At 71.3% G+C, this 22542-nt stretch carries 21 protein-coding genes and 1 riboswitch; of the genes, 8 read left to right on the top strand and 13 right to left on the bottom strand.

From position 1 onward, the window contains the following. Positions 1 to 7: 7 nt before the first annotated feature. The gene (locus ACWGH0_RS18710; protein ID WP_453405261.1) at positions 8 to 970 is read right to left on the bottom strand and encodes a UDP-glucuronic acid decarboxylase family protein; all 963 of its coding nucleotides are present in this window, start codon (positions 968 to 970) and stop codon (positions 8 to 10) included. A gap of 198 nt (positions 971 to 1168) precedes the next feature. Here ACWGH0_RS18710 and ACWGH0_RS18705 point away from each other — a divergent pair, with 198 nt between their 5' ends. Continuing rightward, on the top strand, positions 1169 to 1615 hold the full coding sequence (locus ACWGH0_RS18705) for a DUF6098 family protein (RefSeq protein WP_453405260.1): 447 nt from the start codon (positions 1169 to 1171) through the stop codon (positions 1613 to 1615). An 87-nt stretch (positions 1616 to 1702) separates the two neighbouring features. Then, positions 1703 to 1888, top strand: coding sequence for a DUF2795 domain-containing protein (locus ACWGH0_RS18700; protein WP_453405259.1), 186 nt, complete (start codon positions 1703 to 1705; stop codon positions 1886 to 1888). Positions 1889 to 1937: 49 nt separating this feature from the next. Here the strand turns inward: ACWGH0_RS18700 and ACWGH0_RS18695 are convergent, their stop codons facing one another. Continuing rightward, the gene (locus ACWGH0_RS18695) at positions 1938 to 2456 is read right to left on the bottom strand and encodes a hypothetical protein (RefSeq protein WP_453405258.1); all 519 of its coding nucleotides are present in this window, start codon (positions 2454 to 2456) and stop codon (positions 1938 to 1940) included. Between the two features lie 128 nt (positions 2457 to 2584). On the opposite strand from ACWGH0_RS18695, the gene ACWGH0_RS18690 reads away from it, so the two are divergent. After that, the gene (locus tag ACWGH0_RS18690; protein ID WP_453405257.1) at positions 2585 to 3148 is read left to right on the top strand and encodes a hemerythrin domain-containing protein; all 564 of its coding nucleotides are present in this window, start codon (positions 2585 to 2587) and stop codon (positions 3146 to 3148) included. A gap of 33 nt (positions 3149 to 3181) precedes the next feature. Here the strand turns inward: ACWGH0_RS18690 and ACWGH0_RS18685 are convergent, their stop codons facing one another. Beyond that, entirely contained in the window at positions 3182 to 3598 is a 417-nt protein-coding gene (locus ACWGH0_RS18685; RefSeq protein WP_453405256.1) for a CBS domain-containing protein, read from the bottom strand. Between the two features lie 294 nt (positions 3599 to 3892). On the opposite strand from ACWGH0_RS18685, the gene ACWGH0_RS18680 reads away from it, so the two are divergent. Then, positions 3893 to 4873: a TIGR03557 family F420-dependent LLM class oxidoreductase gene (locus tag ACWGH0_RS18680; RefSeq protein ID WP_453405255.1), complete on the top strand. Its 981-nt coding sequence runs from the start codon at positions 3893 to 3895 to the stop codon at positions 4871 to 4873. A gap of 96 nt (positions 4874 to 4969) precedes the next feature. On the opposite strand, the gene ACWGH0_RS18675 is transcribed toward ACWGH0_RS18680, so the two are convergent. The 3 genes from ACWGH0_RS18675 to ACWGH0_RS18665 form a co-directional block, all read right to left on the bottom strand. Continuing rightward, positions 4970 to 7189 carry an NADP-dependent isocitrate dehydrogenase gene (locus ACWGH0_RS18675; RefSeq protein WP_453405254.1) on the bottom strand — a complete coding sequence of 740 codons (2220 nt, stop codon included), beginning with the start codon at positions 7187 to 7189 and terminating at the stop codon, positions 4970 to 4972. 78 nt (positions 7190 to 7267) lie between these two features. Continuing rightward, complete coding sequence (gene pgm / locus ACWGH0_RS18670) at positions 7268 to 8908, bottom strand: phosphoglucomutase (alpha-D-glucose-1,6-bisphosphate-dependent) (protein ID WP_453405253.1); 1641 nt, start codon at positions 8906 to 8908, stop codon at positions 7268 to 7270. 68 nt (positions 8909 to 8976) lie between these two features. Then, entirely contained in the window at positions 8977 to 10167 is a 1191-nt protein-coding gene (locus tag ACWGH0_RS18665; protein WP_453405252.1) for a glycosyltransferase, read from the bottom strand. A gap of 243 nt (positions 10168 to 10410) precedes the next feature. Between ACWGH0_RS18665 and ACWGH0_RS18660 the strand changes: the two genes are divergently transcribed. Beyond that, entirely contained in the window at positions 10411 to 11301 is an 891-nt protein-coding gene (locus ACWGH0_RS18660) for an SDR family oxidoreductase (protein ID WP_453405251.1), read from the top strand. Positions 11302 to 11316: 15 nt separating this feature from the next. Here the strand turns inward: ACWGH0_RS18660 and ACWGH0_RS18655 are convergent, their stop codons facing one another. Next, positions 11317 to 12120 (bottom strand): SDR family NAD(P)-dependent oxidoreductase, encoded by an 804-nt coding sequence (locus tag ACWGH0_RS18655; RefSeq protein ID WP_453405250.1) that lies wholly within the window; start codon positions 12118 to 12120, stop codon positions 11317 to 11319. Positions 12121 to 12579: 459 nt separating this feature from the next. Continuing rightward, a riboswitch (cyclic di-AMP (ydaO/yuaA leader) is annotated at positions 12580 to 12741 on the top strand. A 4-nt stretch (positions 12742 to 12745) separates the two neighbouring features. Here ACWGH0_RS18655 and ACWGH0_RS18650 point away from each other — a divergent pair. The 3 genes from ACWGH0_RS18650 to ACWGH0_RS18640 all read left to right on the top strand — a co-directional run bounded on the left by ACWGH0_RS18650 (position 12746) and on the right by ACWGH0_RS18640 (position 17021). Then, complete coding sequence (locus ACWGH0_RS18650) at positions 12746 to 13477, top strand: LysM peptidoglycan-binding domain-containing protein (protein WP_453405249.1); 732 nt, start codon at positions 12746 to 12748, stop codon at positions 13475 to 13477. A 103-nt stretch (positions 13478 to 13580) separates the two neighbouring features. Continuing rightward, positions 13581 to 16331: a SpoIIE family protein phosphatase gene (locus ACWGH0_RS18645; protein ID WP_453405248.1), complete on the top strand. Its 2751-nt coding sequence runs from the start codon at positions 13581 to 13583 to the stop codon at positions 16329 to 16331. A gap of 93 nt (positions 16332 to 16424) precedes the next feature. Continuing rightward, positions 16425 to 17021 (top strand): Type-2Aa cytolytic delta-endotoxin, encoded by a 597-nt coding sequence (locus ACWGH0_RS18640; protein ID WP_453405247.1) that lies wholly within the window; start codon positions 16425 to 16427, stop codon positions 17019 to 17021. Here the strand turns inward: ACWGH0_RS18640 and ACWGH0_RS18635 are convergent, their stop codons facing one another. The 6 genes from ACWGH0_RS18635 to ACWGH0_RS18610 form a co-directional block, all read right to left on the bottom strand. Beyond that, a complete protein-coding gene (locus ACWGH0_RS18635; RefSeq protein WP_453405246.1) occupies positions 17022 to 18308 on the bottom strand; it encodes a cytochrome P450 in 1287 nt (428 codons plus the stop codon). It lies immediately after the preceding gene. A gap of 84 nt (positions 18309 to 18392) precedes the next feature. Beyond that, positions 18393 to 19142 carry a type 1 glutamine amidotransferase gene (locus tag ACWGH0_RS18630; protein WP_453405245.1) on the bottom strand — a complete coding sequence of 250 codons (750 nt, stop codon included), beginning with the start codon at positions 19140 to 19142 and terminating at the stop codon, positions 18393 to 18395. 34 nt (positions 19143 to 19176) lie between these two features. Next, entirely contained in the window at positions 19177 to 20091 is a 915-nt protein-coding gene (locus tag ACWGH0_RS18625; protein ID WP_453405244.1) for an amino acid ABC transporter permease, read from the bottom strand. Further along, positions 20088 to 20753, bottom strand: a complete 666-nt coding sequence (locus tag ACWGH0_RS18620) for an amino acid ABC transporter permease (protein WP_453405243.1) — start codon at positions 20751 to 20753, stop codon at positions 20088 to 20090. Before ACWGH0_RS18620 ends, ACWGH0_RS18625 begins: the two co-directional genes overlap by 4 nt. Before the next feature lie 81 nt (positions 20754 to 20834). Next, positions 20835 to 21674 carry a glutamate ABC transporter substrate-binding protein gene (locus tag ACWGH0_RS18615; protein ID WP_453405242.1) on the bottom strand — a complete coding sequence of 280 codons (840 nt, stop codon included), beginning with the start codon at positions 21672 to 21674 and terminating at the stop codon, positions 20835 to 20837. Positions 21675 to 21732: 58 nt separating this feature from the next. Continuing rightward, positions 21733 to 22515 (bottom strand): amino acid ABC transporter ATP-binding protein, encoded by a 783-nt coding sequence (locus ACWGH0_RS18610; RefSeq protein ID WP_453405241.1) that lies wholly within the window; start codon positions 22513 to 22515, stop codon positions 21733 to 21735. Positions 22516 to 22542: the final 27 nt, after the last annotated feature.

The raw sequence follows: 22542 nt of genomic DNA, 5'->3' as shown, positions 1-22542 counted from the left end.
GGCCGGATCAGCTGTCCGTGTGGGCGCGATACCAGGCGATGGTGCGTCGCAGCCCCTCTTCGGCGGTCACCCGCGGCTCCCATTCGAGCTTGTCGAGGGCCAGCGTGATGTCGGGGCAGCGCACGGCGGGGTCGTCCGTCGGCCGTTCGATGAAGGAGATCTCGGAGCTGGATCCGGTCAGCTCGATGACGAGCCGCGCCAGTTCGAGCATGGTGATCTCGGTGGGGTTGCCGATGTTGACGGGACCGCGCATGCCGTGGGCCGCCGCCGCGAGGATGCCGCGCACGGTGTCGTCGACGTAGCACAGCGACCGGGTCTGCAGTCCGTCACCGGTGACGGTGAGCGGTTCGCCGGCGAGCGCCTGGCGGACGAAGGTCGGCACGGCGCGGCCGTCGTAGCCGCGCATGCGGGGCCCGTAGGTGTTGAACAGCCTGACGATGCCGGTGTCGGTGCCCTGGGCGTCGGCCTCGGCGGTGGTCAGGGCCTCGCCGAACCTCTTGGCCTCGTCGTACACGCTGCGCGGGCCGACCGGGTTGACGTTGCCCCAGTACCGCTCGTTCTGCGGGTGCTGCTGGGGGTCGCCGTAGACCTCGGACGTGGAGGCGAGCAGGAAGCGGGCGCCGGCGCGGTGCGCGAGGGCCAGGGCGTTGCGGGTGCCGAGGCTGCCGACCTCCATGGTGTGCAGCGGCAGGCGCAGGTAGTCGGCGGGCGAGGCGGGGGAAGCGAAGTGCAGGACCAGGTCGGGCTGCCGGTCGACGTCGAACGGTTCCGAGACGTTGTGCTCGACCAGCGTGAAGCCGGGGCGGTCGAGCAGCTCGGATATGTTCTCGGGCCGTCCGGTGCTGAAGTCGTCCACACAGGTGACGGCCGCACCGGCGTCCAGCAGCGCCGTGCACAGGTGCGAACCGACGAAACCGGCGCCGCCGGTGACGACGGCGTGTTCCCAGTCGCGCGAGAAAGGGGCGTTCATGTCGATCTCCTCAGACCCGAGGGGTTGAACCTCCGATCAGCGTCGGTCCTCGTGGGGCATCCGGCGCGGTGATGTACGGCAACCGGGTGAGGCACGGAACGTGAGGGACCCGGCCGGTGGAGCCGGTTCACCGGCCGCTCACCCGGGTGTCCGCGTTTCCGCACGTGACAAGCGCGCCTGACGAGGAATGAGTACCGCATGAGTACTTCGGACGACCTGCCGGTTCTGCGCACCCTCGACGACCTGGTCCGTCTCGTCGAGCGCGGTGATCACTTGTACGTACGCTGGTCGCGCGGTCCCGCGGCGGACCTCCAGTCGGTGTCCAGCAAGGACGAACTGACCGGCGTGCCCATGCCCGGCCTGAGCGCGAACCCCCTCGACGTCGAGTCCTGGTGGGAGGACCGGCCGGTGCACGTGTGGGTGGCCCGCCGGCTCCACGACTACTCGCACCTGCCGCGCGAGAAGGGCCCGGACGTGTACCCCTGGGCGCTGCGCGGGCGCGAGAGGGGCCGGGGCCCGGACAACGAGCCGCTGGTCGCGGACGTGGAGCCGATCGGCCGGATCGACCGCCGGGTCATCGAGGAGGCCGCCGACGAGGTCGCGCGGCAGGAGGGCGTCTGGGGCCCGCTGCGGCGCCGGGACTGAGCGGCGGCCGGGCCGGATGTGCTCCATAGCGGTGACAGCGCCGGTGGAAGGGATGCGGGTCCGGCGGGCGGTGGCATGTATCGGCCCATGAAGGTGAACCCGATCGAAATGCAGAAGTCCCTCGGCGGCGTCAGCTACCCCGCCTCGAAGCAGCAGATCATCGAGAAGGCGGAGAGCAACGGCGCCCGCCCGGAGGTCAAGGAGGCTCTCAAGTCCCTGCCGGAGAAGGAGTACGACTCCCCCGCGGCGATCAACAAGGAAGTCGGCAAGTAGCCCGCCTCAGCCGGACCGGCGTCCCCGCCGGTCCGCGTCGGCCCGGGTCTCAGGCGATCAGCGCCGGCCCGGGCTTCAGGCGGTCGAGGAGCAGGTCCTGGTGGAGCGCGGCCACGGGCGCGAGCAGGTCGGGGTGGCGCAGCAGCGCGGCGGCCCGCCGGTCCCGGGCGTCGGGGGTGAGCAGGCGCCGGAACTCGGCCGGCGTGCCGTGCGCGTACCGCGCGAGCGCGCTCACCGCGCTCCCGGCCAGGGCGGGGGCGCCGAGCAGGCAGGCCGCCCAGCTCGCCACGATCTCGTCGACCCAGGTGCGCCACGCGTACGAAGCGGGGTCGTCACCGGCGCCCTCGGATCCGGTGACCCAGTCGAGCCGGTCCGCTCCCCCGGGGCCGGCCACCGCGACGAGCGCGGCGTCCATCGGGGTCGGATAACGCAGCCGGGCCGCGACCGTCACCGCCTGCCGGGCCTGTACCTCGCAGAGGGCCGAGTCCATCGCGCCGCCGCCCGACGGGTAGGCGCGGGTGAGCCACTGCGCGGTCGCCGCTATGAGCGGGGAGAGGTCTGCGGGCATGTCCGGGCCGTCCGTATACGTCGGGATCGAAGACCGGAACGCTACCCCCCGCTTGTCTGCGGGGGAAGGACACGGGTCACGAACGGACCGTGGGCCGGGTCACACCAACCACAGCGAGGAGCGACACCATGGGACACGGCGGAGACGTCATCACGGAACTGACCACGGACCATCAGGAGGTGGAGGAGCTGTTCACCAACATCGAGGAGCTTCCGGCCGGCGACAGCCAGCGGAAGGTGTACGCGGACCAGGTCACGATGGAGCTGGTCCGCCACTCGGTCGCGGAGGAGGCGTACCTCTACCCGGCGGTCCGCGAGCACGTCCCGGGCGGTGACGCGCTGGCCGACAAGGAGCTGGAGGACCACGCCGAGGCCGAGCGGACCATGAAGGACCTGGAGAACTACGAGGCGGACGACCCGCAGTTCGACATGCTGGTGGGCAAGTTGATGACGGAGATCAGGACGCACGTCCTGGACGAGGAGAACAACCTCTTCCCCCGGCTGCGCGAGGCGTGCACGCCCGAGATGCTGAACGAGCTGGGCGAGAAGGTCCGGCAGGCCAAGAAGACGGCGCCGACCCGGCCGCACCCCGCCGCTCCCGACAAGCCGCCGGCGAACAAGCTGCTCGCTCCGGGCACGGGACTCGTGGACCGGATGCGCGACGCCCTGTCGGGCCGGGGCAAGCAGTCCTGACACCGCACGGGGCGGCCTGCGGGCCGCCGCGGGTCAGTCCGTGGAGAGGGCCTGGAGCAGGTCGCCCACCTGCGGGTCGGGAAGCGCGCGGGCGACGTCGGCCTGCGCGACGATGCCGACCAGGTCGTGCCCGTCGATGACGGGCAGCCGGCGGACCTTGTGCGAGGTCATGGTGCGCAGGATCTCGTCGGCGTCGTCGTCGGCGCCGATGGTCACCGCCTCGCCCTGCGCGAGTTCGCCCGCGTTGGTCTGCGCGGGGTCCTTGCCGGCGCCCAGGACCTTCACGACGATGTCGCGGTCGGTCAGCATGCCCTTGAGCTTGTTGTCGGTGCCGCAGATCGGCAGGGCGCCCACGCCCAGTTCCGTCATCTTCCGGGCGGCGACCAGCACCGTCTCGTCCGCTCCGATGCACTCGGTCCCGGGGGTCATGATCTCTCTGGCTGTTGTCACGTGTCGTCTTCCCATCCTTGTGCCTCATGGCGAAGGGAGCCGCCCGGGGCTTCGCCACCCCGGGCCGGCTCCCTCACACTTCCTACGCCCGCCCCGGGACGGCGGCCAGCGCGCCACGGCGTGACCGGACCGGCGTCATCCGATTGCCCGGCCGCCCGCCGGGTACCCCCGGGGTGCGCTCCGGGTCCGACCGGGTGAAAGCCCGGGGGCACCCCCGGCGGAAGGGGTACCTCTGCGCGGACGACCGGTTGGTGCGCGAGGACAGCGCGCGAGACACGTGAGGAAGGCTGGCAGATGCAGATCGGCTACAAGCTCGCCGCCGAGGCCTTCGGCCCGGCGGAGCTGGTGCGACAGGCGGTTCTGGCGGAACAGGCGGGTTTCGACTTCGTCGAGATCAGCGACCACTACCATCCCTGGCTCGACAACCAGGGCCATTCGCCGTTCGCGTGGACCGTGCTGGGCAGCATCGCGGCGAAGACCTCGCGGATCGGCCTCGCGACCGGTGTGACGTGCCCGACCGTGCGCTACCACCCGGCGATCGTCGCGCAGGCCGCGGCGACGCTCGCCCTGCTGTCGGACGGCCGCTTCGTCCTGGGTGTCGGCTCGGGCGAGCGGCTCAACGAGCACGTCGTCGGCGTCGGCTTCCCCGACGCCGTCAGCACGCGCCACGAGATGCTCCGCGAGGCGCTGGAGATCATCCGGCTGCTGTGGAGCGGCGGCTACCGGTCGTACGACGGCAAGCACCTGAGGCTGGAGGACGCCCGGGTGTTCGACCTGCCCGAGGAGCTGCCCCTGATCGCGGTGGCGGCGAGCGGCCCGGCGTCGACGCGGATCGCCGCGGAACTGGGCGACGGCCTGTTCGCCACCGAGGACAAGGCGGACATCGTCCGGCAGTACCGCGACGCGGGCGGCGACGGCCCGCGCTACGCGGAGGTCCCGATGGCCTGGGCGGCCGACGAGCGCACCGCCGCCAAGGCCGCGCTGGAGACCTCGCGCTGGGCGGTGACCGGGTGGAAGGTCATGAGCGAGCTGCCGAATCCGGTCAACTTCGACGCGGCGACCACGACGGTGCGCGAGGAGGACATCCTCCAGAAGTTCGCCTGCGGCACTGACCCGGCCCGGTACGCCGAGGTGGCGCAGCCGTTCGTCGACGCGGGCTTCGACCGGCTGGTCATGCAGAACGCGGGGCCCGACCCGGACGGTTTCATCGACTTCTTCCAGCGGGAACTCGCGGGCCGCATCCGTGGGCTGAAGCCGGGTGGCACTGGCGCCTGAGGCCGGTGGACACGGGTCCGCCCCGGCCCGCGCGGAAAGCGGACCGGGGCGGACCGTACGCCGGGGCGTACGGCGGGGGCGACAGGCGCCGCCGCGTCAGCCGAGCGTCGCGAGGGCCTCGTTGAAGGTCGTCGAAGGACGCATGACGGCCGCGGCCTTCGCGGCGTCGGGACGGTAGTAGCCGCCGATTTCGGCCGGCGAGCCCTGTACCGCGATCAGCTCGCCGACGATGGTCTGCTCCTGCTCGGCCAGCGTCTTGGCGAGCGGCGCGAACGCCTCCGCGAGCTGGGTGTCCGCGCTCTGGCGCGCCAGCTCCTGGGCCCAGTACAGGGCCAGGTAGAAGTGGCTGCCGCGGTTGTCGATGCCACCGAGGCGACGGCTCGGCGACTTGTCCTCCTCGAGGAAGGTCGCGGTCGCGCGGTCGAGGGTGTCGGCGAGCACCTGGGCGCGCGCGTTGTCCGTCGTCTGCGCGAGGTGCTCGAAGCTCACCGCGAGGGCGAGGAACTCACCGAGGCTGTCCCAGCGCAGGTAGTTCTCCTTGACGAGCTGCTGCACGTGCTTGGGCGCGGAGCCGCCGGCGCCGGTCTCGAACAGTCCGCCGCCGTTCATGAGCGGGACGACCGACAGCATCTTCGCGCTGGTGCCGAGCTCCAGGATCGGGAACAGGTCGGTCAGGTAGTCGCGCAGGACGTTGCCGGTCACCGAGATGGTGTCCTCGCTGCGGCGGATGCGCTCCAGGGAGAACGCGGTCGCCTCGACCGGGGACATGATCTCGATCTGCAGGCCCTCGGTGTCGTGCTCGGCGAGGTACGCGCGGACCTTGGCGATCAGCTGCTGGTCGTGCGCGCGGGTCTCGTCGAGCCAGAACACGGCGGGGACGCCGGTCGCGCGGGCGCGGGTGACGGCCAGCTTGACCCAGTCCTGGATCGGCAGGTCCTTGGTCTGGCACATGCGGAAGATGTCGCCCGCGCCGACGGCCTGCTCCAGGACGGCGTTGCCGGCCGCGTCGACGACCCGGACCGTGCCGGTGGCCGGGATCTCGAAGGTCTTGTCGTGGCTGCCGTACTCCTCGGCCTTCTGGGCCATGAGGCCGACGTTCGGCACCGAGCCCATCGTGGCCGGGTCGAACGCGCCGTTCGCGCGGCAGTCGTCGATGACGACCTGGTAGATGCCGGCGTAGCTGCTGTCCGGGAGGACCGCGAGGGTGTCGGCCTCCTGGCCGTCCGGGCCCCACATGTGACCGGAGGTGCGGATCATGGCCGGCATCGAGGCGTCGACGATGACGTCGCTCGGTACGTGCAGGTTGGTGATGCCCTTGTCCGAGTCGACCATCGCGAGGGCCGGGCCCTCGGCGAGCTCGGCCTCGAAGGACGCCTTGATCTCGGCACCGGCCGGCAGCGAGTCCAGGCCCTTGAGGATGCCGCCGAGGCCGTCGTTGGGCGACAGGCCGGCGGCGGCGAGCGCCTCGCCGTACTGCGCGAAGGTCTTCGGGAAGAACGCGCGCACCACGTGGCCGAAGATGATCGGGTCGGAGACCTTCATCATCGTGGCCTTCAGGTGCACGGAGAACAGCACGCCCTCGGCCTTGGCGCGGGCCACCTGTGCGGTGAAGAACTCGCGCAGCGCCGCGACGCGCATGACGGCCGCGTCGACGACCTCGCCCGCGAGGACGGGCACCGACTCACGCAGGACGGTGGTCGTGCCGTCGTCGCCCACCAGCTCGATGCGCAGGGCGCCGGCCTCGGAGATGACGGCGGACTTCTCGGTGGAGCGGAAGTCGTCGGTGTCCATGTGCGCGACGTTGGTCTTGGAGTCGGCCGACCAGGCGCCCATGCGGTGCGGGTGCTTCTTGGCGTAGTTCTTGACCGACGCGGGGGCGCGGCGGTCGGAATTGCCCTCGCGCAGCACGGGGTTGACGGCGCTGCCCTTGACCTTGTCGTACCGCGCGCGGACGTCCTTGTCCGCGTCGGTCTTCGGGTCGTCCGGGTAGTCCGGCAGCGCGTAGCCCTGCTCCTGGAGCTCGGCGATCGCGGCCTTCAGCTGCGGGATCGAGGCCGAGATGTTCGGAAGCTTGATGATGTTCGCACCGGGCGTCTTGGCCAGCTCGCCGAGCTCGGCGAGCGCGTCCTCGATGCGCTGGTTCTCCTGAAGGTGCTCCGGGAAGCTGGCGATGATGCGCCCCGCGAGCGAGATGTCGCGGCTCTCCACCGTGACACCGGCCGTCGAGGCGTAGGCCTCGACCACAGGCAAGAACGAATACGTCGCCAGGGCCGGGGCCTCGTCGGTGTGTGTGTAGATGATGGTCGAGTCAGTCACCGGGTGCTCCGCTCCACGTCTGCAACATTGCTTGACATCAAGATATCTCTAGACCGTACCTCTCTCGACAGGGGCCGGTCAGCCCGCCAGCGCCGTGGAGACGACGGCCTTGGCCTCCTCCTGGACCCGGGCGAGGTGGTCGGGGCCGAGGAAGGACTCGGCGTACACCTTGTAGACGTCCTCGGTGCCGGACGGGCGGGCGGCGAACCAGGCGTTCTCTGTGGTGACCTTGATGCCGCCGATGGGCGCGCCGTTGCCGGGTGCCTCGGTGAGGACGGCGGTGACGGGCTCGCCCGCCAGGGAGCCGGCGGTGATCTGCTCGGGCGACAGGCGTGCCAGTACCGCCTTCTCCTCCCGGGTCGCGGGGGCGTCGATGCGGGCGTAGGCGGGCTCGCCGAAGCGGGCGGTGAGCGCCGCGTAGTGCTCGGAGGGCGACTTCCCGGTGACGGCGAGGATCTCGGCGGCGAGCAGGGCCAGGATGATGCCGTCCTTGTCGGTGGTCCACACCGAGCCGTCGCGGCGCAGGAAGGACGCGCCGGCCGACTCCTCCCCGCCGAAGCCGAGCGCGCCCTTCGACAGCCCGTCGACGAACCACTTGAAGCCCACGGGTACTTCGACGAGCGCGCGCCCGAGGTCGGCCGCGACCCGGTCGATCATGCCGGACGACACCAGCGTCTTGCCCACTCCGGCGCCCGCGGGCCACTGGTCGCGGTGGGCGTAGAGGTAGCCGATGGCGGTGGCCAGGTAGTGGTTGGGGTTCATCAGGCCGGCGTCCGGCGTGACGATGCCGTGCCGGTCGGCGTCGGCGTCGTTGCCCGTCGCGATCTGGTAGCGGTCGCGGGCGTCGATCAGCGAGGCCATGGCGTGCGGCGACGAGCAGTCCATGCGGATCTTCCCGTCCCAGTCCAGCGTCATGAAACGCCAGGTCGGGTCGGTCCGCGGGTTGACCACGGTCAGGTCCAGCCGGTGCTGCTCGGCGATGCGGCCCCAATACGCGACCGACGCCCCGCCCAGCGGGTCGGCGCCGATGCGCACGCCCGCGGCGCGTACGGCGTCGAGGTCGAGGACGGAGGGCAGGTCGGAGACGTAGTGGCCGAGGAAGTCGTAGCGGCCGGTGGTGGGCGCGGCGAGGGCGCTGGTGTACGGCAGCCGCCGTACGTCCTTCATGCCGTCCGCGATGATGGCGTTGGCCCGGTCCTGGATCCAGCCGGTCGCCTCGGATCCGGCCGGACCGCCGCTGGGCGGGTTGTACTTGAAGCCGCCGTCCACGGGCGGGTTGTGGGACGGGGTGACGACCACGCCGTCGGCGAGGCCGGAGTTGCGTCCGCGGTTGTGGGCGAGGATGGCGTGGGACACCGCCGGGGTGGGGGTGTAGCCGTCGGCCGAGTCGATGAGCACGGTCACGCCGTTGGCGGCGAAGACCTCGACGGCCGTCACGCGGGCCGGCTCGGACAGCGCGTGGGTGTCGGCGCCGAGGAACAGCGGCCCGTCGACGCCCTGTTGGCCGCGGTACTCGCAGATCGCCTGGCTGGTCGCGGCGATGTGGTCCTCGTTGAAGGCCGTGGCCAGCGAGGACCCCCGGTGCCCCGACGTGCCGAAGGCGACCCGCTGGTCCGGCTCGCGTACGTCCGGGTGCAGGGCGTAGTACGCCGTCACCAGCCGGGCCACGTCGGTGAGATCGTCAGGTCCGGCCGGTTGTCCCGCTCGTTCGTGCGCCATCTGCCCACTCCTCCAGATCGTCGGTGCCGTCTTTCGCTTCGGTCACCCGTACGTACCACACCCGGGTTTCATTGTGCGGCCGTGTGGTGGTTGACCAGGCTCTCCAGGTCACCGACGGCCGTCTCGACGGTCGGCAGGGCGAGGGACGCCAGCCGGGCCTGCTTCACCCGCCGCAGGACCGAGTCGTCCTGGAGCAGGCGGCGGCACGCCGACGCGATGCCGGCGGGGGTGGGGTCGGTGACCTCGCGGCCGATGCCGAGTTCCGTGACGCGCCGGGCGTTCATGGGCTGGTCGGCCGAGCGGGGCAGCACCGCCATGGGGGTCGCGGTGCTGATCGACTCGCGCACGCCGGCGTAGCCGCCGTGGGTGAGGAACAGGTCCGCCGCCTCCAGCAGGAGCGGCTGCGGCACGGAGTCGACGACGTGCACGTGCGGCGCGGAGTCGACGGCTCCTACGGCCACGCCGCTGGTCGACACCACGGCGTTGCAGTCGAGCCGGGAGAGCCCCTCGATCATCGAGCGCAGTACGGTCGCCGGGTCCGGCCGGCCGGGCGGTGCGCGGTGCCCGTCCGGTCCGGGCAGGAAGAGCGGCATCGCGCAACCGATCCCGGCGTACACCAGGGGCCGGTCGGTGGGCAGGCCGACGATCCAGCTGGGGAGCTTCGCGCGGGGATCGGCGCAGGCGGGCTGCCGGTAGGCGAGGGGCCTGGGCAGGTGCGGGGCGAACGTCCAGGCCGGCGGGAGGTAGTCGAGGTGCCCGTACGCCGTCAGGGACCCGGGGTCGCCCTGCGGCGGCAGGCCGGCCGTGAAGCGCCACTGGTCGAGCAGGGGCAGCAGGGCGTCCGGGTCGGTGAAGCCCTTGGCGCCGGACGGCAACGCCACGTGGGGCACGCCGAGTTTCTCGGCCACCAGGCAGGCGGCGACGTCCATGGCGTCGCGCAGCAGCAGGTCCGGCTTGAAGTCGTGGGCCACCGCGTCCAGCGCCTTGAAGTGGCCGAGCAGGTGGGGGCCGGCGAGGACGAGCGCCGCCGTCCCGGCGGACGCGGTGCCGCTGTGGAGCCGCTCGACGGCCTCCCGGGTCCCCTCCCCCGCCGCCGTCGCGTCACCGAAGAGGCTCGGCAGGCACGCGGTCGCGTTCACGCCCTCGTCGAGGAACAGGCCGAGCAGGTGCTCCTCGGTGGCGATGTGCACTTCGTGCCCCGCGCCGGACAGCAGAAGGGCGAAGCGCAGGGCCTCGCGGGTCTGGGAGGGGGAGTGCATCGCAGTGCACAGGACGCGCATACCGAAGATCACCGTTTCGCCCGCTCGACAGCAGTTTCCCGTTCGAATGATCCCCGTCAACGTGTGCGCCCCCGGCCGCGCCGCGCCGGTGCGGGGCGACGGCGCCGCGCCCGCCTCCCCGCTCCGGAACGTGCGCCGGGGCCGGCGGCGGCGCCCTGATTCGAGTCGGCGGCTTCGGGGAACCCAAGGTGGGTCACACACCCGACCAGGCAGGAGACCTGCGTGAACGACGAGAACCGCGAGGTGGAGAACCCCGTCACGAAGCACCCGCAGCCGAAGCTGCCGGACCAGGAGCAGCAGCACCCGGGATGGACCGGCCCGATGGACCCGCCGCCGGACCACGGAGAGGACTCGTACTGGGGGAACGGGCTGCTCAGCGGTCGCGCCGCGGTCGTGACCGGCGGCGACTCGGGGATCGGCCGGGCGGTGTGCCTGGCCTTCGCCCGCGAGGGCGCCGATGTGCTGTTCACCCATCTGCCGGAGGAGGACAAGGACGCGGCCGAGACCGCGCGGCTGATCGAGGACGCGGGCCGCAGGGCTGTCGCGGTGGCCTGTGACATCCGCGAAGAGGAACAGTGCCGGTCGCTCGTCGAGCGGGCCGTCTCGGAATTCGGCCGCATCGACATCCTGGTGAACAACGCCGCCTATCAGATGTCCCAGCCGGACGGCATCGGTTCCATTTCCACCGAGCAATTCGACCGCGTCATGAAGACGAATCTCTACGGAATGTTCTGGCTGTCGAAGATGGCGCTCCCCCATATGCCCGAGGGAAGCAGCATCATCAACTCCTCCTCCGTCCAGGCGTACAAGCCCAGCCCGCATCTGCTGGACTACGCGATGACGAAGTCCGCCATTGTCGCCTTCACTCAAGGGCTCGCCCAGATGGTGGCGTCCAGCGGAATCCGCGTCAACGCGGTCGCCCCGGGGCCGGTGTGGACGCCTCTTATTCCGGCGACCATGCCGGACACCACGGAGTTCGGAAAGCAGTCGCCCCTGGGGCGGCCCGCGCAGCCGGCGGAGATGGCTCCGGCGTACGTGTTCCTCGCGTCCCCGCAGGCGAGTTACATCACGGCCGAGATCGTCAACGCCACCGGCGGCACGCCCCTGCCGTGACGCCCGCGCCGGCGCTCACTTCGATGTGCGGGGATCCGGTTCCGCCGCCCTGCGGTGGGCGGCGGCCTTGAGGCTGTCGGGGACGACCCTGCTCACGAGCCCCTGCGCCTTCGTCCGCACGGATCCGGCGACGATCTTCCTGCGGCCGGCCATCAGCGCCTCGAAGCCCTGCCGGGCCACCTCCTGGGGATCGTCCTTCTTCTGCCGCCCCACCCGGGTGTCGTCCAGGCCGGCGCGGTGGAAGAAGGGCGTCTCCGTGGCCCCCGGCATCAGGGAGGTGACCGTCACACCGGTGCCCCTGAGTTCGTCCCCCAGCGCCTGGGCGAAGGACTGCACGAAGGACTTCGTCGCGTTGTAGACGGCGTGGAAGGAGCCGGGGACGGTCGCGGCGATCGACGACGTGAACAGGAGCCGGCCCTGGTCACGCGCCACCATGTCCGGCAGCAGGCCCTTCGCCAGCCGCACGGTGGAGGTGATGTTGAGGTCGATCACGCGCTCCTCGTCCTCGATGCCGGTGTCGAGGAAGGCCCCGCCCTGCCCGATGCCGGCGTTGAGCGCGGCGGCGTCGACGGGCCGCCCGGTCGCCGCGACGGCGCCGAGCAGGCGGTCGGTCCCCTCCCGGGTGGCCAGATCGGTGCGCACGACGTGGACGACGGCTCCGCGGTCCCGCATCTCGTCCGCCGCCGCGCCGATCCCGGCGTTCTCGGCGGCGAGCACGAGGTCGAATCCGTGCCCGGCGAACTGCCTGGCCAGCTCGTAGCCGATGCCGGTGGAGGCGCCGGTGACGACGGCCAGCGGCCTGGTCCTGTTCTCAGTCATGATCAGCGGATACCCGCGTGAGGATTTTTTATATCCATCTGATCCTTTTTGTCCGGCTCCGAACATGCCGGTTCTGGCCGAGGCGAGGTCGGCACACCCCCGCGCACCACCGGGAAACCCAACTTCCGTACACGGGCGGGCCATTCACCCCGACACACTGGCAAGATGCCCGTTTCCGGCAGGTAATAACCGACATGAGCGGTTCGCCGGAAAGGCCGCCGCAGGCCGCCGCTCGTGATACCAGTCACGTCCTCCGGGGAATGCGAAAACTCTGCCCACCGTCAGTTCCGGTACGCCGGAAGAAAGTTGGGTTTCCCGCCCACGCACAGTGACAGGAGTTCCCACGCCCGGATACGCCCGGAGATTGCCGCGGCGAATGCGGGGCTTGTTCTTCGCGGCTCCTCTCGCTTACGGTCACCCCCAATCCGGGTGGACCGCCGAATCCTGCCGCCGTCCGGAATCCACAACCCACTCACACTCACGTACGGCAGGAGCGGGGGACCCAGGTAAGCCGCCGATCCGGGAATCCGGAACGGCTTGGGGTGAAGTCGCACCGACCGTGCGACCGGGCATCTCCAGCCCGAACCCGACAGCTCACCTCGCAGGCGACGGAGAGGAATTCGTCATGCCCTCGAAGGGTAAGCACCGCCGTTCCCAGACCAGATCGCTCCGCCGCGGCTTCATCGCCGCCGGTACCGGTGGTGCCGCGCTGATCCTGCCCCTGCTGGGCGCGACCACCGCGGGCGCGGCGCAGCCCGCCGCCGCCGCGAAGGCCGCCCCCAAGACCTACACCGTGGTCTCGGGCGACTCCCTTTCCAAGATCGCCGATGACCACTCGCTGAGCGGCTGGAAAGAGCTGTACGAGGACAACCGCGCGGTCATCGGCGACAAGCCCTCGCTGATCCACCCCGGTCTCAAGCTGACGATCGGCGCGAAGGCCAAGGCGCCCGCGAAGGCCAAGGCGAAGGCCGCCCCGGCCGCCGACCGCGCCGACCGCTCGCAGGCCCGTGCCGCCGTGGCCAAGACCACGACGTACACGAACGACCTGGACGGCTGGATCAAGGAGTCGCTGGCCATCATGGCCAAGCACGGCATCCCCGGCACGTACGAGGGCATCCACCGCAACATCATGCGCGAGTCCTCGGGCAACCCGATGGCCATCAACAACTGGGACTCCAACGCCGTGGCCGGTACGCCGTCCAAGGGCCTGCTCCAGGTCATCGCGCCCACGTTCGCGGCCTACCACGTGCCCGGCACCTCGATGGACAGCTACGACCCGGTGGCCAACATCACCGCCGCGTGCAACTACGCGGCCGACCGGTACGGCTCGATCGACAACGTGAACGGCCCGTACTAGAAGAACCCGCTGCCTGCCCCGGCGAGACCCTTGCGGGCGTCTCGCCGGGGCAGGCAGAGCAATAGCGCGCCCCATAATTTGCGCAAAATGTTAGAAATAGGGCATGAGCGGACGTCCCGGACGACCCAGGGGTGTCGGGTCACCACGCTCGTCTCGGCGAGGGGTGCGTTCCCGGCTGGAGGTACGCAGCGCCGCCGGTCAGGTGCTCCTCCTCCAGATCGTCGTCGCCGTGCTGCTGATCACCGCCGCCGTCGTCGCGCTCGCGTTCCAGACGCGCAACGACAGCGAGCTGGACGCCCGTAACCGCTCCCTCGCCACCGCCGAGGCGTTCGCGGACGCCCCCGGCACCGTCGAGGCCCTGCGCTCCCCCGATCCGACCTCCGCGCTGCGCGCCCACGTGGGCGCGGCCCAGCGGGGAGCGGGCGTGGACTTCATAGCCGTGATGAGGCCGGACGGCACCCGGATCGCCGACACCGACCCGGCGCTGGTCGGCGGGCGCGCCGAGGGCGTCGGGCGGGCGACGGCCGGCGAGCCCTTCACCGAGATCTTCGAGGGCGCCCCGAACGACGCGGCGCGGGCTGTCGTCCCCGTCACCGACACCACCGGTGCCGTCGTCGGTCTGGTCGCCGCCGGTGTGACGGTCGAGAACGTCGGGGACGCCGTCGACCGCCATCTGCCGATACTGCTCGGCTCCGGCGCAGCGGCCCTCGCGCTGGCCGTCGGCAGCGCCGTCATCGTCAGCAGGCGGCTGCGGCGCCAGACGCACGGCCTCGGGCCGACCGAGATGACCCGGATGTACGAGCACCACGACGCCGTTCTGCACGCCGTCCGGGAGGGCGTGCTCATCGTCGACGACGACGGGCGGCTGACGCTGGCCAACGACGAGGCGCGCAGGCTCCTCGAACTGCCCGCCGGCGCGGAGGGGCGCCACGTCACCGAGCTGGGCCTCGACGACGCCGTCGCAAGGCTGCTCGTCTCCGGCCGCACCGTCACCGACGCGGTGCACCTGGCCGGGGACCGGCTGCTGGCCGTCAACACCCGGCCCACCGCCCCGTACGGCGGACTGCCCGGCACCGCCGCCACGCTCCGGGACACCACGGACCTGCGGGCGCTGTCCGGTGCGGCGGAGGTGGCCCGGGAGCGCCTGAAGCTGCTGTACGAGGCCGGGGTGCGGATCGGCACCACGCTGGACGTGGTGCGCACCGCGGAGGAACTGGCGGAGGTCGCGGTCCCCGGGTTCGCCGACTTCGCCACGGTGGAGCTGCTGGACCCCGTACTGCGCGGCGAGGAGCCGGACGGCGCCCACACCGAGATGCGGCGCGCGGCGGTGAGCGGCGGGCCCGCCGAACGCCCGTTCCAGCCGGTGGGCGACCTGATCAGGTTCGTCGTTCCCACGACGCCCATGGCGGCTGCTCTGTCGAGCGGCCACGCGGTCCTGGAGGCCGACCTGGTGGTCGCCCACGGCTGGCGGTCGCAGGACCCGGAGGGCGCCGACCGGGCCCTGGCCTTCGGCATCCGTTCCCTGGTCTCGGTGCCGCTCCAGGCCCGCGGGGTCGTCCTGGGCATGGCGAACTTCTGGCGCTCGGAGGCCACCGAGCGGTTCGGCGAGGAGGACCTGGCGTTCGCCGAGGAGCTGGCCGCCCGCGCCGCGGTCGCCATCGACAACGCCCGCCGCTTCAGCCGCGAGCACGCCATGGCTGTGACGCTCCAGCGCAGCCTGCTGCCGCGCGTCCTGCCCGAGCAGGACGCCCTGGACGTGGCCTACCGCTATCTGCCCGCGCAGGCCGGGGTGGGCGGCGACTGGTTCGACGTCATCCCGCTGCCGGGCGCCCGGGTGGCGCTCGTGGTGGGCGACGTCGTCGGGCACGGCCTGCACGCCGCCGCCACCATGGGCCGGCTGCGGACCGCGGTCCACAACTTCTCCGCCCTGGACCTGGCCCCGGACGAACTCCTGGGCCACCTCGACGAGCTGGTCTCGCGCATCGACCACGAGGAGGGGGGCGACGGCGGCGACGGCATCTCGGGCGCCACCTGCCTGTACGCGATCTACGATCCGGTCTCCGGGGTGTGCTCCGTGGCCACGGCGGGGCACTTCGCGCCCGCCCTGGTCCGCCCCGACGGCACGGTGGAGTTCCTCGAAGTGCCGGTCTTCCCGCCCCTCGGTCTGCACGGCCTGCCGTTCGAGACCGCCGAGGTACGGCTGCCGGAGGGCAGCCGCCTCGTGCTCTACACCGACGGGCTCATCGAGCACCGCGAGCGCGACATCGACTCCGGACTGCGCCTGCTGCGCCGGACCCTCGCGGACCCCTCGGACCCGACGCCCGAGGAGACCTGCCAGGCCGTGTTCGACGCGATGCTGCCCGAGCACCGCAGGGACGACATCGCGCTGCTGGTGGCCCGCACGCACCTGCTGGACCGCACGCGCGTCGCCGACTGGGACGTACCGTCCGACCCGGCGGCCGTCGCCCCGGTGCGCGCGGCGTGCGGCCGGCAGCTGGAGACGTGGGGGCTCGCGGACATCGGGTTCACGACCGAGCTCATGCTCAGCGAGCTGATCACCAACGCGATCCGCTACGGCTCGGAGCCCATCCACGTGCGGCTGATGTACGAGCGGGGGCTGATCTGCGAGGTGTCGGACGGCAGCAGCACCGCGCCGCACCTGCGGCGGGCCGCCACGACGGACGAGGGCGGCCGCGGGCTGTTCCTCGTCTCGCAGTTCGCGGGCCGGTGGGGCACCAGGTACACGCCGACCGGCAAGGTCATGTGGGTGGAGCAGCCCCTGACCGACGGTCAGCAGCCCGTCCCCGAGCTGGATCTGGACGATCTGTCCTGGTTGCCCGGCGACGCCCTGTGACGGACCGGGACGAACCCCGCCCCGTGCGGCGGGCGGAAGGGCTCACGGCATACTTGCGCCGGGCGCGATCACTTCCGACACACAGGAGCAGCAATGGCTGACCGGATCGCCGCCGAGAAGACGACGTTCAAGACGGTCTTCGAGGTGGGGTCGTCTTTCATGGACCGGGCGCGCAACATCGAGGCCGGCTTCCAGCACGCGATCGCGCCGGCGACGGTGGACTTCGACTTCGGTGAGATCAGCCGGGCGGCGAGCGGCATTCCGCACTGCTCGACGGTGAAGATCGTCCGCGGCTGGGGGCTCCAGGAGACCGCCCCGGTCAGCGTCATGATCCTGTCCCTCAAGGAGGCCGTACGCCAGGCCCTGCCCCTGCCGTCGGCCGGCCCGGCCTTCTGGGAGGCGGTCGAGGGAGCGCTCACCGGAGCGTTCGTGGGTCTGGGCCGGCAGGAGGGCACCCACCTCTCCTTCTACCGGGAGGACCCGGACCGTACGAGCTACTACTACAACCTGCTGTTCGCCCTCCGGGACGAGGAGGGCGGGGACTCCCTGTACGCCGTCGCCTTCTGCGCCAACATCACCGTGGGGCTCGGCCCGGAGGAGGTCCGGGCGCTCACCGTCGGGGACACCGCGCGGTACACGATCCGCCTGAACGCGATCACCGTGCGGCAGGAGACCCCGGCCGTCGTCTGATCAGCGGGCCGCCGCGTCCCGCCCTGCGCCGGGGCGGGACGCGGCGCGCTCCACGGGCACGTGCAGCGGCGCGCGGAAGGACAGCAGCCCCAGCATCGGGGGCGGCGTCGTGGGGTTCGCGAGCCTGAGGCCGGGCAGCCGCGCCGCGGTCGTCCGCAGCACCGCTTCGGCCTCCGCCCTGGCCAGTTCGGCTCCGGAGCACCTGTGCCGCCCGACGCCGAAGGCCAGGTGCTGCCGCCGGTTGGGCCGGTGCGGGCAGAGCTGCTCGGGTTCGTCGAACACCTCGGGGTCCGAACCGGTGGAGGCGAGCATGAGCAGCAGGGGCGCGCCCGCCGGAAGGTCCACGCCGGACAGCGTGACGGGCCGGCCGGTGACCCGCCGCCAGGTGGTGATGGGGGGCTCCCGGCGGAGCACCTCCTCCGCCCAGGGCGCCACGTCGGCGGGCCGGTCCGCGAACCGCCGCCACAGTCCCGGTTCCGTCAGCGCGCGCCGGTACATGATGCTCAGCATCTGCCGGGTGGTCGCCTGGCCCGCGATGACGATGAAGTAGAGGACAGCGGCCCTCTCGGCCGTGGTCGCGGGCGCGCCGTCCGGCAGCCGGTGCGCCTCCAGCGCGGCGAGCAGTGTGCCGGGCGCGGCGTCCTGTCCGGTGACCAGGTCCCTGAGCCAGGCGTAGAAGTCGGCCGCCTCACCAGCGAGCTCGGTCTGCCGGGCGTCGTCCGGCCGCCCCCAGAAGAGTTCGAGCGAGGCGTCGCTCCACCGGGTCAGCGTGTCCATGTCGACTTCGTCGCCCACGCGGAGTCCCAGCACGTTCAGCAGGACCCGCAGCGGAACGTCCCGCGCCAGCGTGGTGGCCAGGTCGCAGACGCCGTCGGCGTCGAGCCGTCGTTCGACCTCGTCCAGGCACTCCCCCGTCACCCGCTCGATCATCGGCACGGCCGCGGCGACGGCCCGGGCGCCGAGGAACCTGGTCATGAGGCCCCGGTACCCGGCGTGGCTCTCGCCGCCGTTGCTGGCGAGGGTGGGCGGCAGGGCGAATCTGACGCCGGCCAGGACGCGCAGCGTCGCCACCGAGAAGCGGCCGATCGCGTCCATGGCGTTGTCCACGAGGAAGGTGTCCGTGTCGAGCAGTACGGCGCGTACGTCGTCGTACCGGCTCACCAGCCACAGACCGGTGTCCGGTTCGTAGCGCACCGGCGCGTTCTCCCGCAGGCCGTCCCACACCGGGAAGGGGTCGAGCACGTACTCCCGGTCGAAAAGATCCAGCGTGCCCATGGGTGTCGCCATGACGGAACGCACCCCCCTTCCTCGCGCCGGCCCTGGTCGGCCGCGTCCCGGGCCGCAGAATATAGCCCGTGGGAACGGCACCGTTCAGGAGGGCCGGGAGCCGCCCGGACGCCCGCCACCGACGAGGGCGGCCCAGCGCAGGGCGACCGGACGCCAGGCCCGTTCCGTTGCGGTCCGCGCAGCGGTGAGCTGTGCGACGATCTCGTCCGCGGCGGCCCCAGCCCTGCGCAGTACGTCGCTCTCCCTGCCCCACTCGGCCACGATCCCCGGTGTCGCCTCGGGATGGAACTGGGTTCCCCACGTGTGCGCGCCGATGCGGAAAGCCTGGTGCGGGGACCCGGTGCCGGCGATCAGCGGCACCGCCCCCGGCGGCAGTACGGTCATCTCCTCCAGGTGCCAGAGCATGGCCGGCGGGGTGCCGGACAGGCCCCCGAAGACGGGATCGCCCGCCGCGGCGGGCAGCAACTCCAGCTCGTACACGCCGATCTGCGGCGTGCGGCGGCGGCCGACCCGGCCGCCCAGCTCCACGGTCGTCAGCTCGGCGCCGAGGCAGATGCCGAACGTGGGAGTCCCGCGCTCGAACGCCGCCCGCAGGAGGGCACGGGTGGCCGGCAGCCACGGGTGGCGGTCGTCGTCCAGCGGCCCGGGCGACCCGCCCAGGACGAGCAGGCCGTCGTACCGCCCGGGGTCCCGCGGCAGGGCGTCGCCCCGGTAGGGCCGTACGACGTGCAGCCGCAGGCCGGCTTCGGTCAGCCAGCCGCCCCAGAGTCCCGGCGGGCACTCGGCCTCGTGCTCGACGACCAGGACCCGGGGCGGTGCGGGGATCTCGACCATGGCGGCATTGTCGCCGCCGCGCGCGGCCGTTCGCTCAGCTTTTCGGACGATCGGGTCCGTGCGGGGCGATGTGCTCGCCCGGTGTCGCGAGGTCCGCGACCGCGTCGGCCCCGACCACCGCGCCCGTGGACTTCCTGCCACGCCGCAGCCGGCCTTCGAGCCAGGCGGCGAAGGTGGTGAGCGCGAAGTTGAGGAGGACGAAGATGACGGCGACGACGGTGAAGCTGGCGATGGTGTTCGCGCCGTAGTTCGCGCTCATGGGACGGACCGACGCCAGCAGCTCGGAGAAGCCGAGCAGCGCGCCGCCGAGCGCGGTGTCCTTGACGATGACGACGAGCTGGCTGACGAGCGCGGGGAGCATCGCGGTGACCGACTGGGGCAGCAGGACGAACCGCATCATCTGGCCCTTGCGCATGCCGACCGCCTTGGCGGCGTCGGTCTGCCCGGCCGGCAGCGAGAGGATTCCGGCCCGCACCACCTCGGCGAGCACCGAGGCGTTGTAGAGGACCAGGCCGGTGACGACGGCGTACAGGGGCCGGTTGTCGGGGCTGACGTCGGTGAACTCGGAGTACGCCTCGTTGGCGAAGAGCATCAGGATCAGCACCGGGATGGCGCGGAAGAACTCCACGACCGTGCCGGCCGCGCCGCGCACCCACCAGTGCTCGGAGAGCCGGGCGATGCCGAAGAGCGCTCCCAGGGGCAGCGCGATGACCATGGCGAGGGCGGAGGCGATCAGGGTGTTCTTCAGCCCCGGCAGGATGTACGTCGTCCAGGCCCGGCCGTCGGTGAAGAACGGCTCCCACTTGATCCATTCGAGCTGATTCTTGTCCAGGAGCGCCCGCACCACCCACCAGACAAGCACCGCGAGCGCCAGCAGGAAGACGACGGTGAACAGGGCGTTGCGCCGCCTGGCGCGGGGCCCGGGGAGGTCGTACAGGACGGACGTCATCGCCTCACCGCCACCTTCTTGCTCACCCAGCCGAGGAAGAGTCCGGTCGGCAGGGTGAGGCAGATGAACCCGAACGCGAAGATGGCCGAGATGAGGATGAGCTGCGCCTCGTTCTCGATCATCTCCCGCATCAGGGTCGCGGCCTCGGCGACGCCGATCGCGGCTGCCACCGTGGTGTTCTTCGTCAGGGCGATCAGGACGTTCGTGAGCGGGCCCACGACGGAACGGAACGCCTGCGGGAGGACGATGAGCGTCAGGACCTGCGGGAAGCTCAGGCCGATGGCGCGCGCCGCCTCGGACTGGCCGACCGGCACCGTGTTGATGCCGGATCGCAGCGCCTCGCACACGAAGGCGGAGGTGTAGGCGATCAGGCCCAGCACGGCGAGTCTGAAGTTGATGGTCTCGAAGTCGTCGGCGCCGAGGCTGACTCCGAGCGTCTGGAAGAGCCCCAGCGAGGTGAAGACGATGATCACCGTCAGCGGGATGTTCCGCACCACGTTGACGTAGCCGGTGCCGAAGCCGCGCATCAGGGGCACGGGGCTCGCCCGCATCGCGGCCAGGAGCGTTCCCCAGATCAGGGAGCCGACGGCCGAATAGACGGCGAGCTGCACCGTGACCCAGAAAGCTCCCAGCAGGTCGTAGCCTTCGAGAAAGTCGAACACGTCTCCCGCACTTTCGCGTGGGTGAGGGCACGGCGCGCCGCGAGAGTGCGGCGCGCCGGGCGGTCCGGTCGGTGCAACGCGTCAGCTGACGACGTTCCCGATCTTCGGGGCGGGCTCGTTCTTGTAGTCGGCGGGGCCGAAGTTCTTCTCCACGTACTTCTGCCAGGTGCCGTCCGACACCATCTTTTCGAGCGCGGTGTTGATCCGGTCCTTGAGGTCGCTGCCCTTCTGGACACCGATGCCGTAGTTCTCGTTGCTCATCTTGAAGCCGCCGAGCTTGAACTTGCCCTGGTGCTCCGGCTGGGCGGCGTAACCGGCGAGGATCGAGTCGTCGGTGGTCAGGGCGTCGATGACCTTGTTCTCCAGGCCGGTCAGGCACTCCGAGTAGCCGCCGTACTCCTGGAGCTGCGCCTTCGGCGCGAGCTTGGTCTTGACGTTCTGCGCGGAGGTGGACCCGGTGACCGAGCAGAGCTTCTTGTTGTTCAGGTCCTCGGGCTTCTTGATGGAGTCGTCGTCGGCGCGTACGAGGACGTCCTGGTGGGCCAGGAGGTAGGGACCGGCGAAGTCGACCTTCTTCTGCCGCTCCTCGTTGATCGAGTAGGTGGCCGCGATGAAGTCGACGTCGCCGCGCTCCAGGAGCGTCTCGCGGTCGGCGCTCTTGGCTTCCTTCCACTCGATGTCGCCGGGCTCGTGGCCCAGTTCCTTCGCGACGTAGGTCGCGACGTCGACGTCGAAGCCGGTGTACTTGCCGTCCGGGGTCTTCAGGCCGAGACCCGGCTGGTCGTACTTGATGCCGACGGTGATCTTGTCGCCGCCGCTGCCCGAGCCGCTCTCGTCGCCGTCGTCGGAACCGCAGCCCGCGGCGGTCAGGGACAGCGCGAGCGCCGTGGCGGCCGCGGCAGTGACCTTGAGCATCTTCATGGTGATCATCCCTGGGGATTCGGTGTGGGGGGAGTTCGTGGGATCCCGTGGGGCGGCCTCAGTGGTGAAGGATCTTCGACAGGAAGTCCTTGGCCCGGTCGCTGCGGGGGTTGGTGAAGAACTGGTCGGGGGTCGTCTCCTCGACGATCCGGCCGTCCGCCATGAAGACCACACGGTTGGCGGCCGACCGGGCGAAGCCCATCTCGTGGGTGACGACGACCATCGTCATGCCGTCGCGGGCGAGCTGCTGCATCACCTCCAGCACCTCGTTGATCATCTCGGGGTCGAGGGCCGAGGTCGGCTCGTCGAAGAGCATGACCTTCGGTTCCATGGCCAGCGCCCGCGCGATCGCCACCCGCTGCTGCTGGCCGCCGGAGAGCTGGGCGGGGTACTTGTCCGCCTGGGTGGTGACACCCACCCGTTCGAGGAGCGCGCGCGCCCGGTCCTCGGCTTCCTTCTTGTCCTTCTTGCGCACCTTGATCTGCCCCAGCGTCACGTTCTGGAGCACCGTCTTGTGGGCGAAGAGGTTGAACGACTGGAAGACCATGCCCACGTCGGCCCGCAGCGCGGCGAGCTCGCGTCCCTCGGCCGGCAGCGGTTTGCCGTCGACGGCGATCTCGCCGGAGTCGATGGCCTCCAGCCGGTTGATGGCACGGCACAGGGTGGACTTGCCCGACCCGGACGGCCCGATGACGACGACGACCTCGCCGCGGCGGATGGTCAGGTCGATGTCCTGGAGCACGTGCAACGCGCCGAAGTGCTTGTTGACGTTCTTCAGTACGACGAGGGCATCGTCCGTGCCCGGCGCCGTGTTTCCCTTGGTCACAGCTACTCCGCTCATCGGCTTCATCGTCCGTCCGTCCCGGGC

It is taken from the genome of Streptomyces sp. NPDC054887 (assembly GCF_053610585.1).
Note: the sequence above shows the minus strand (reverse complement) of the source record. Positions and strands in the feature narration are given on the sequence as shown.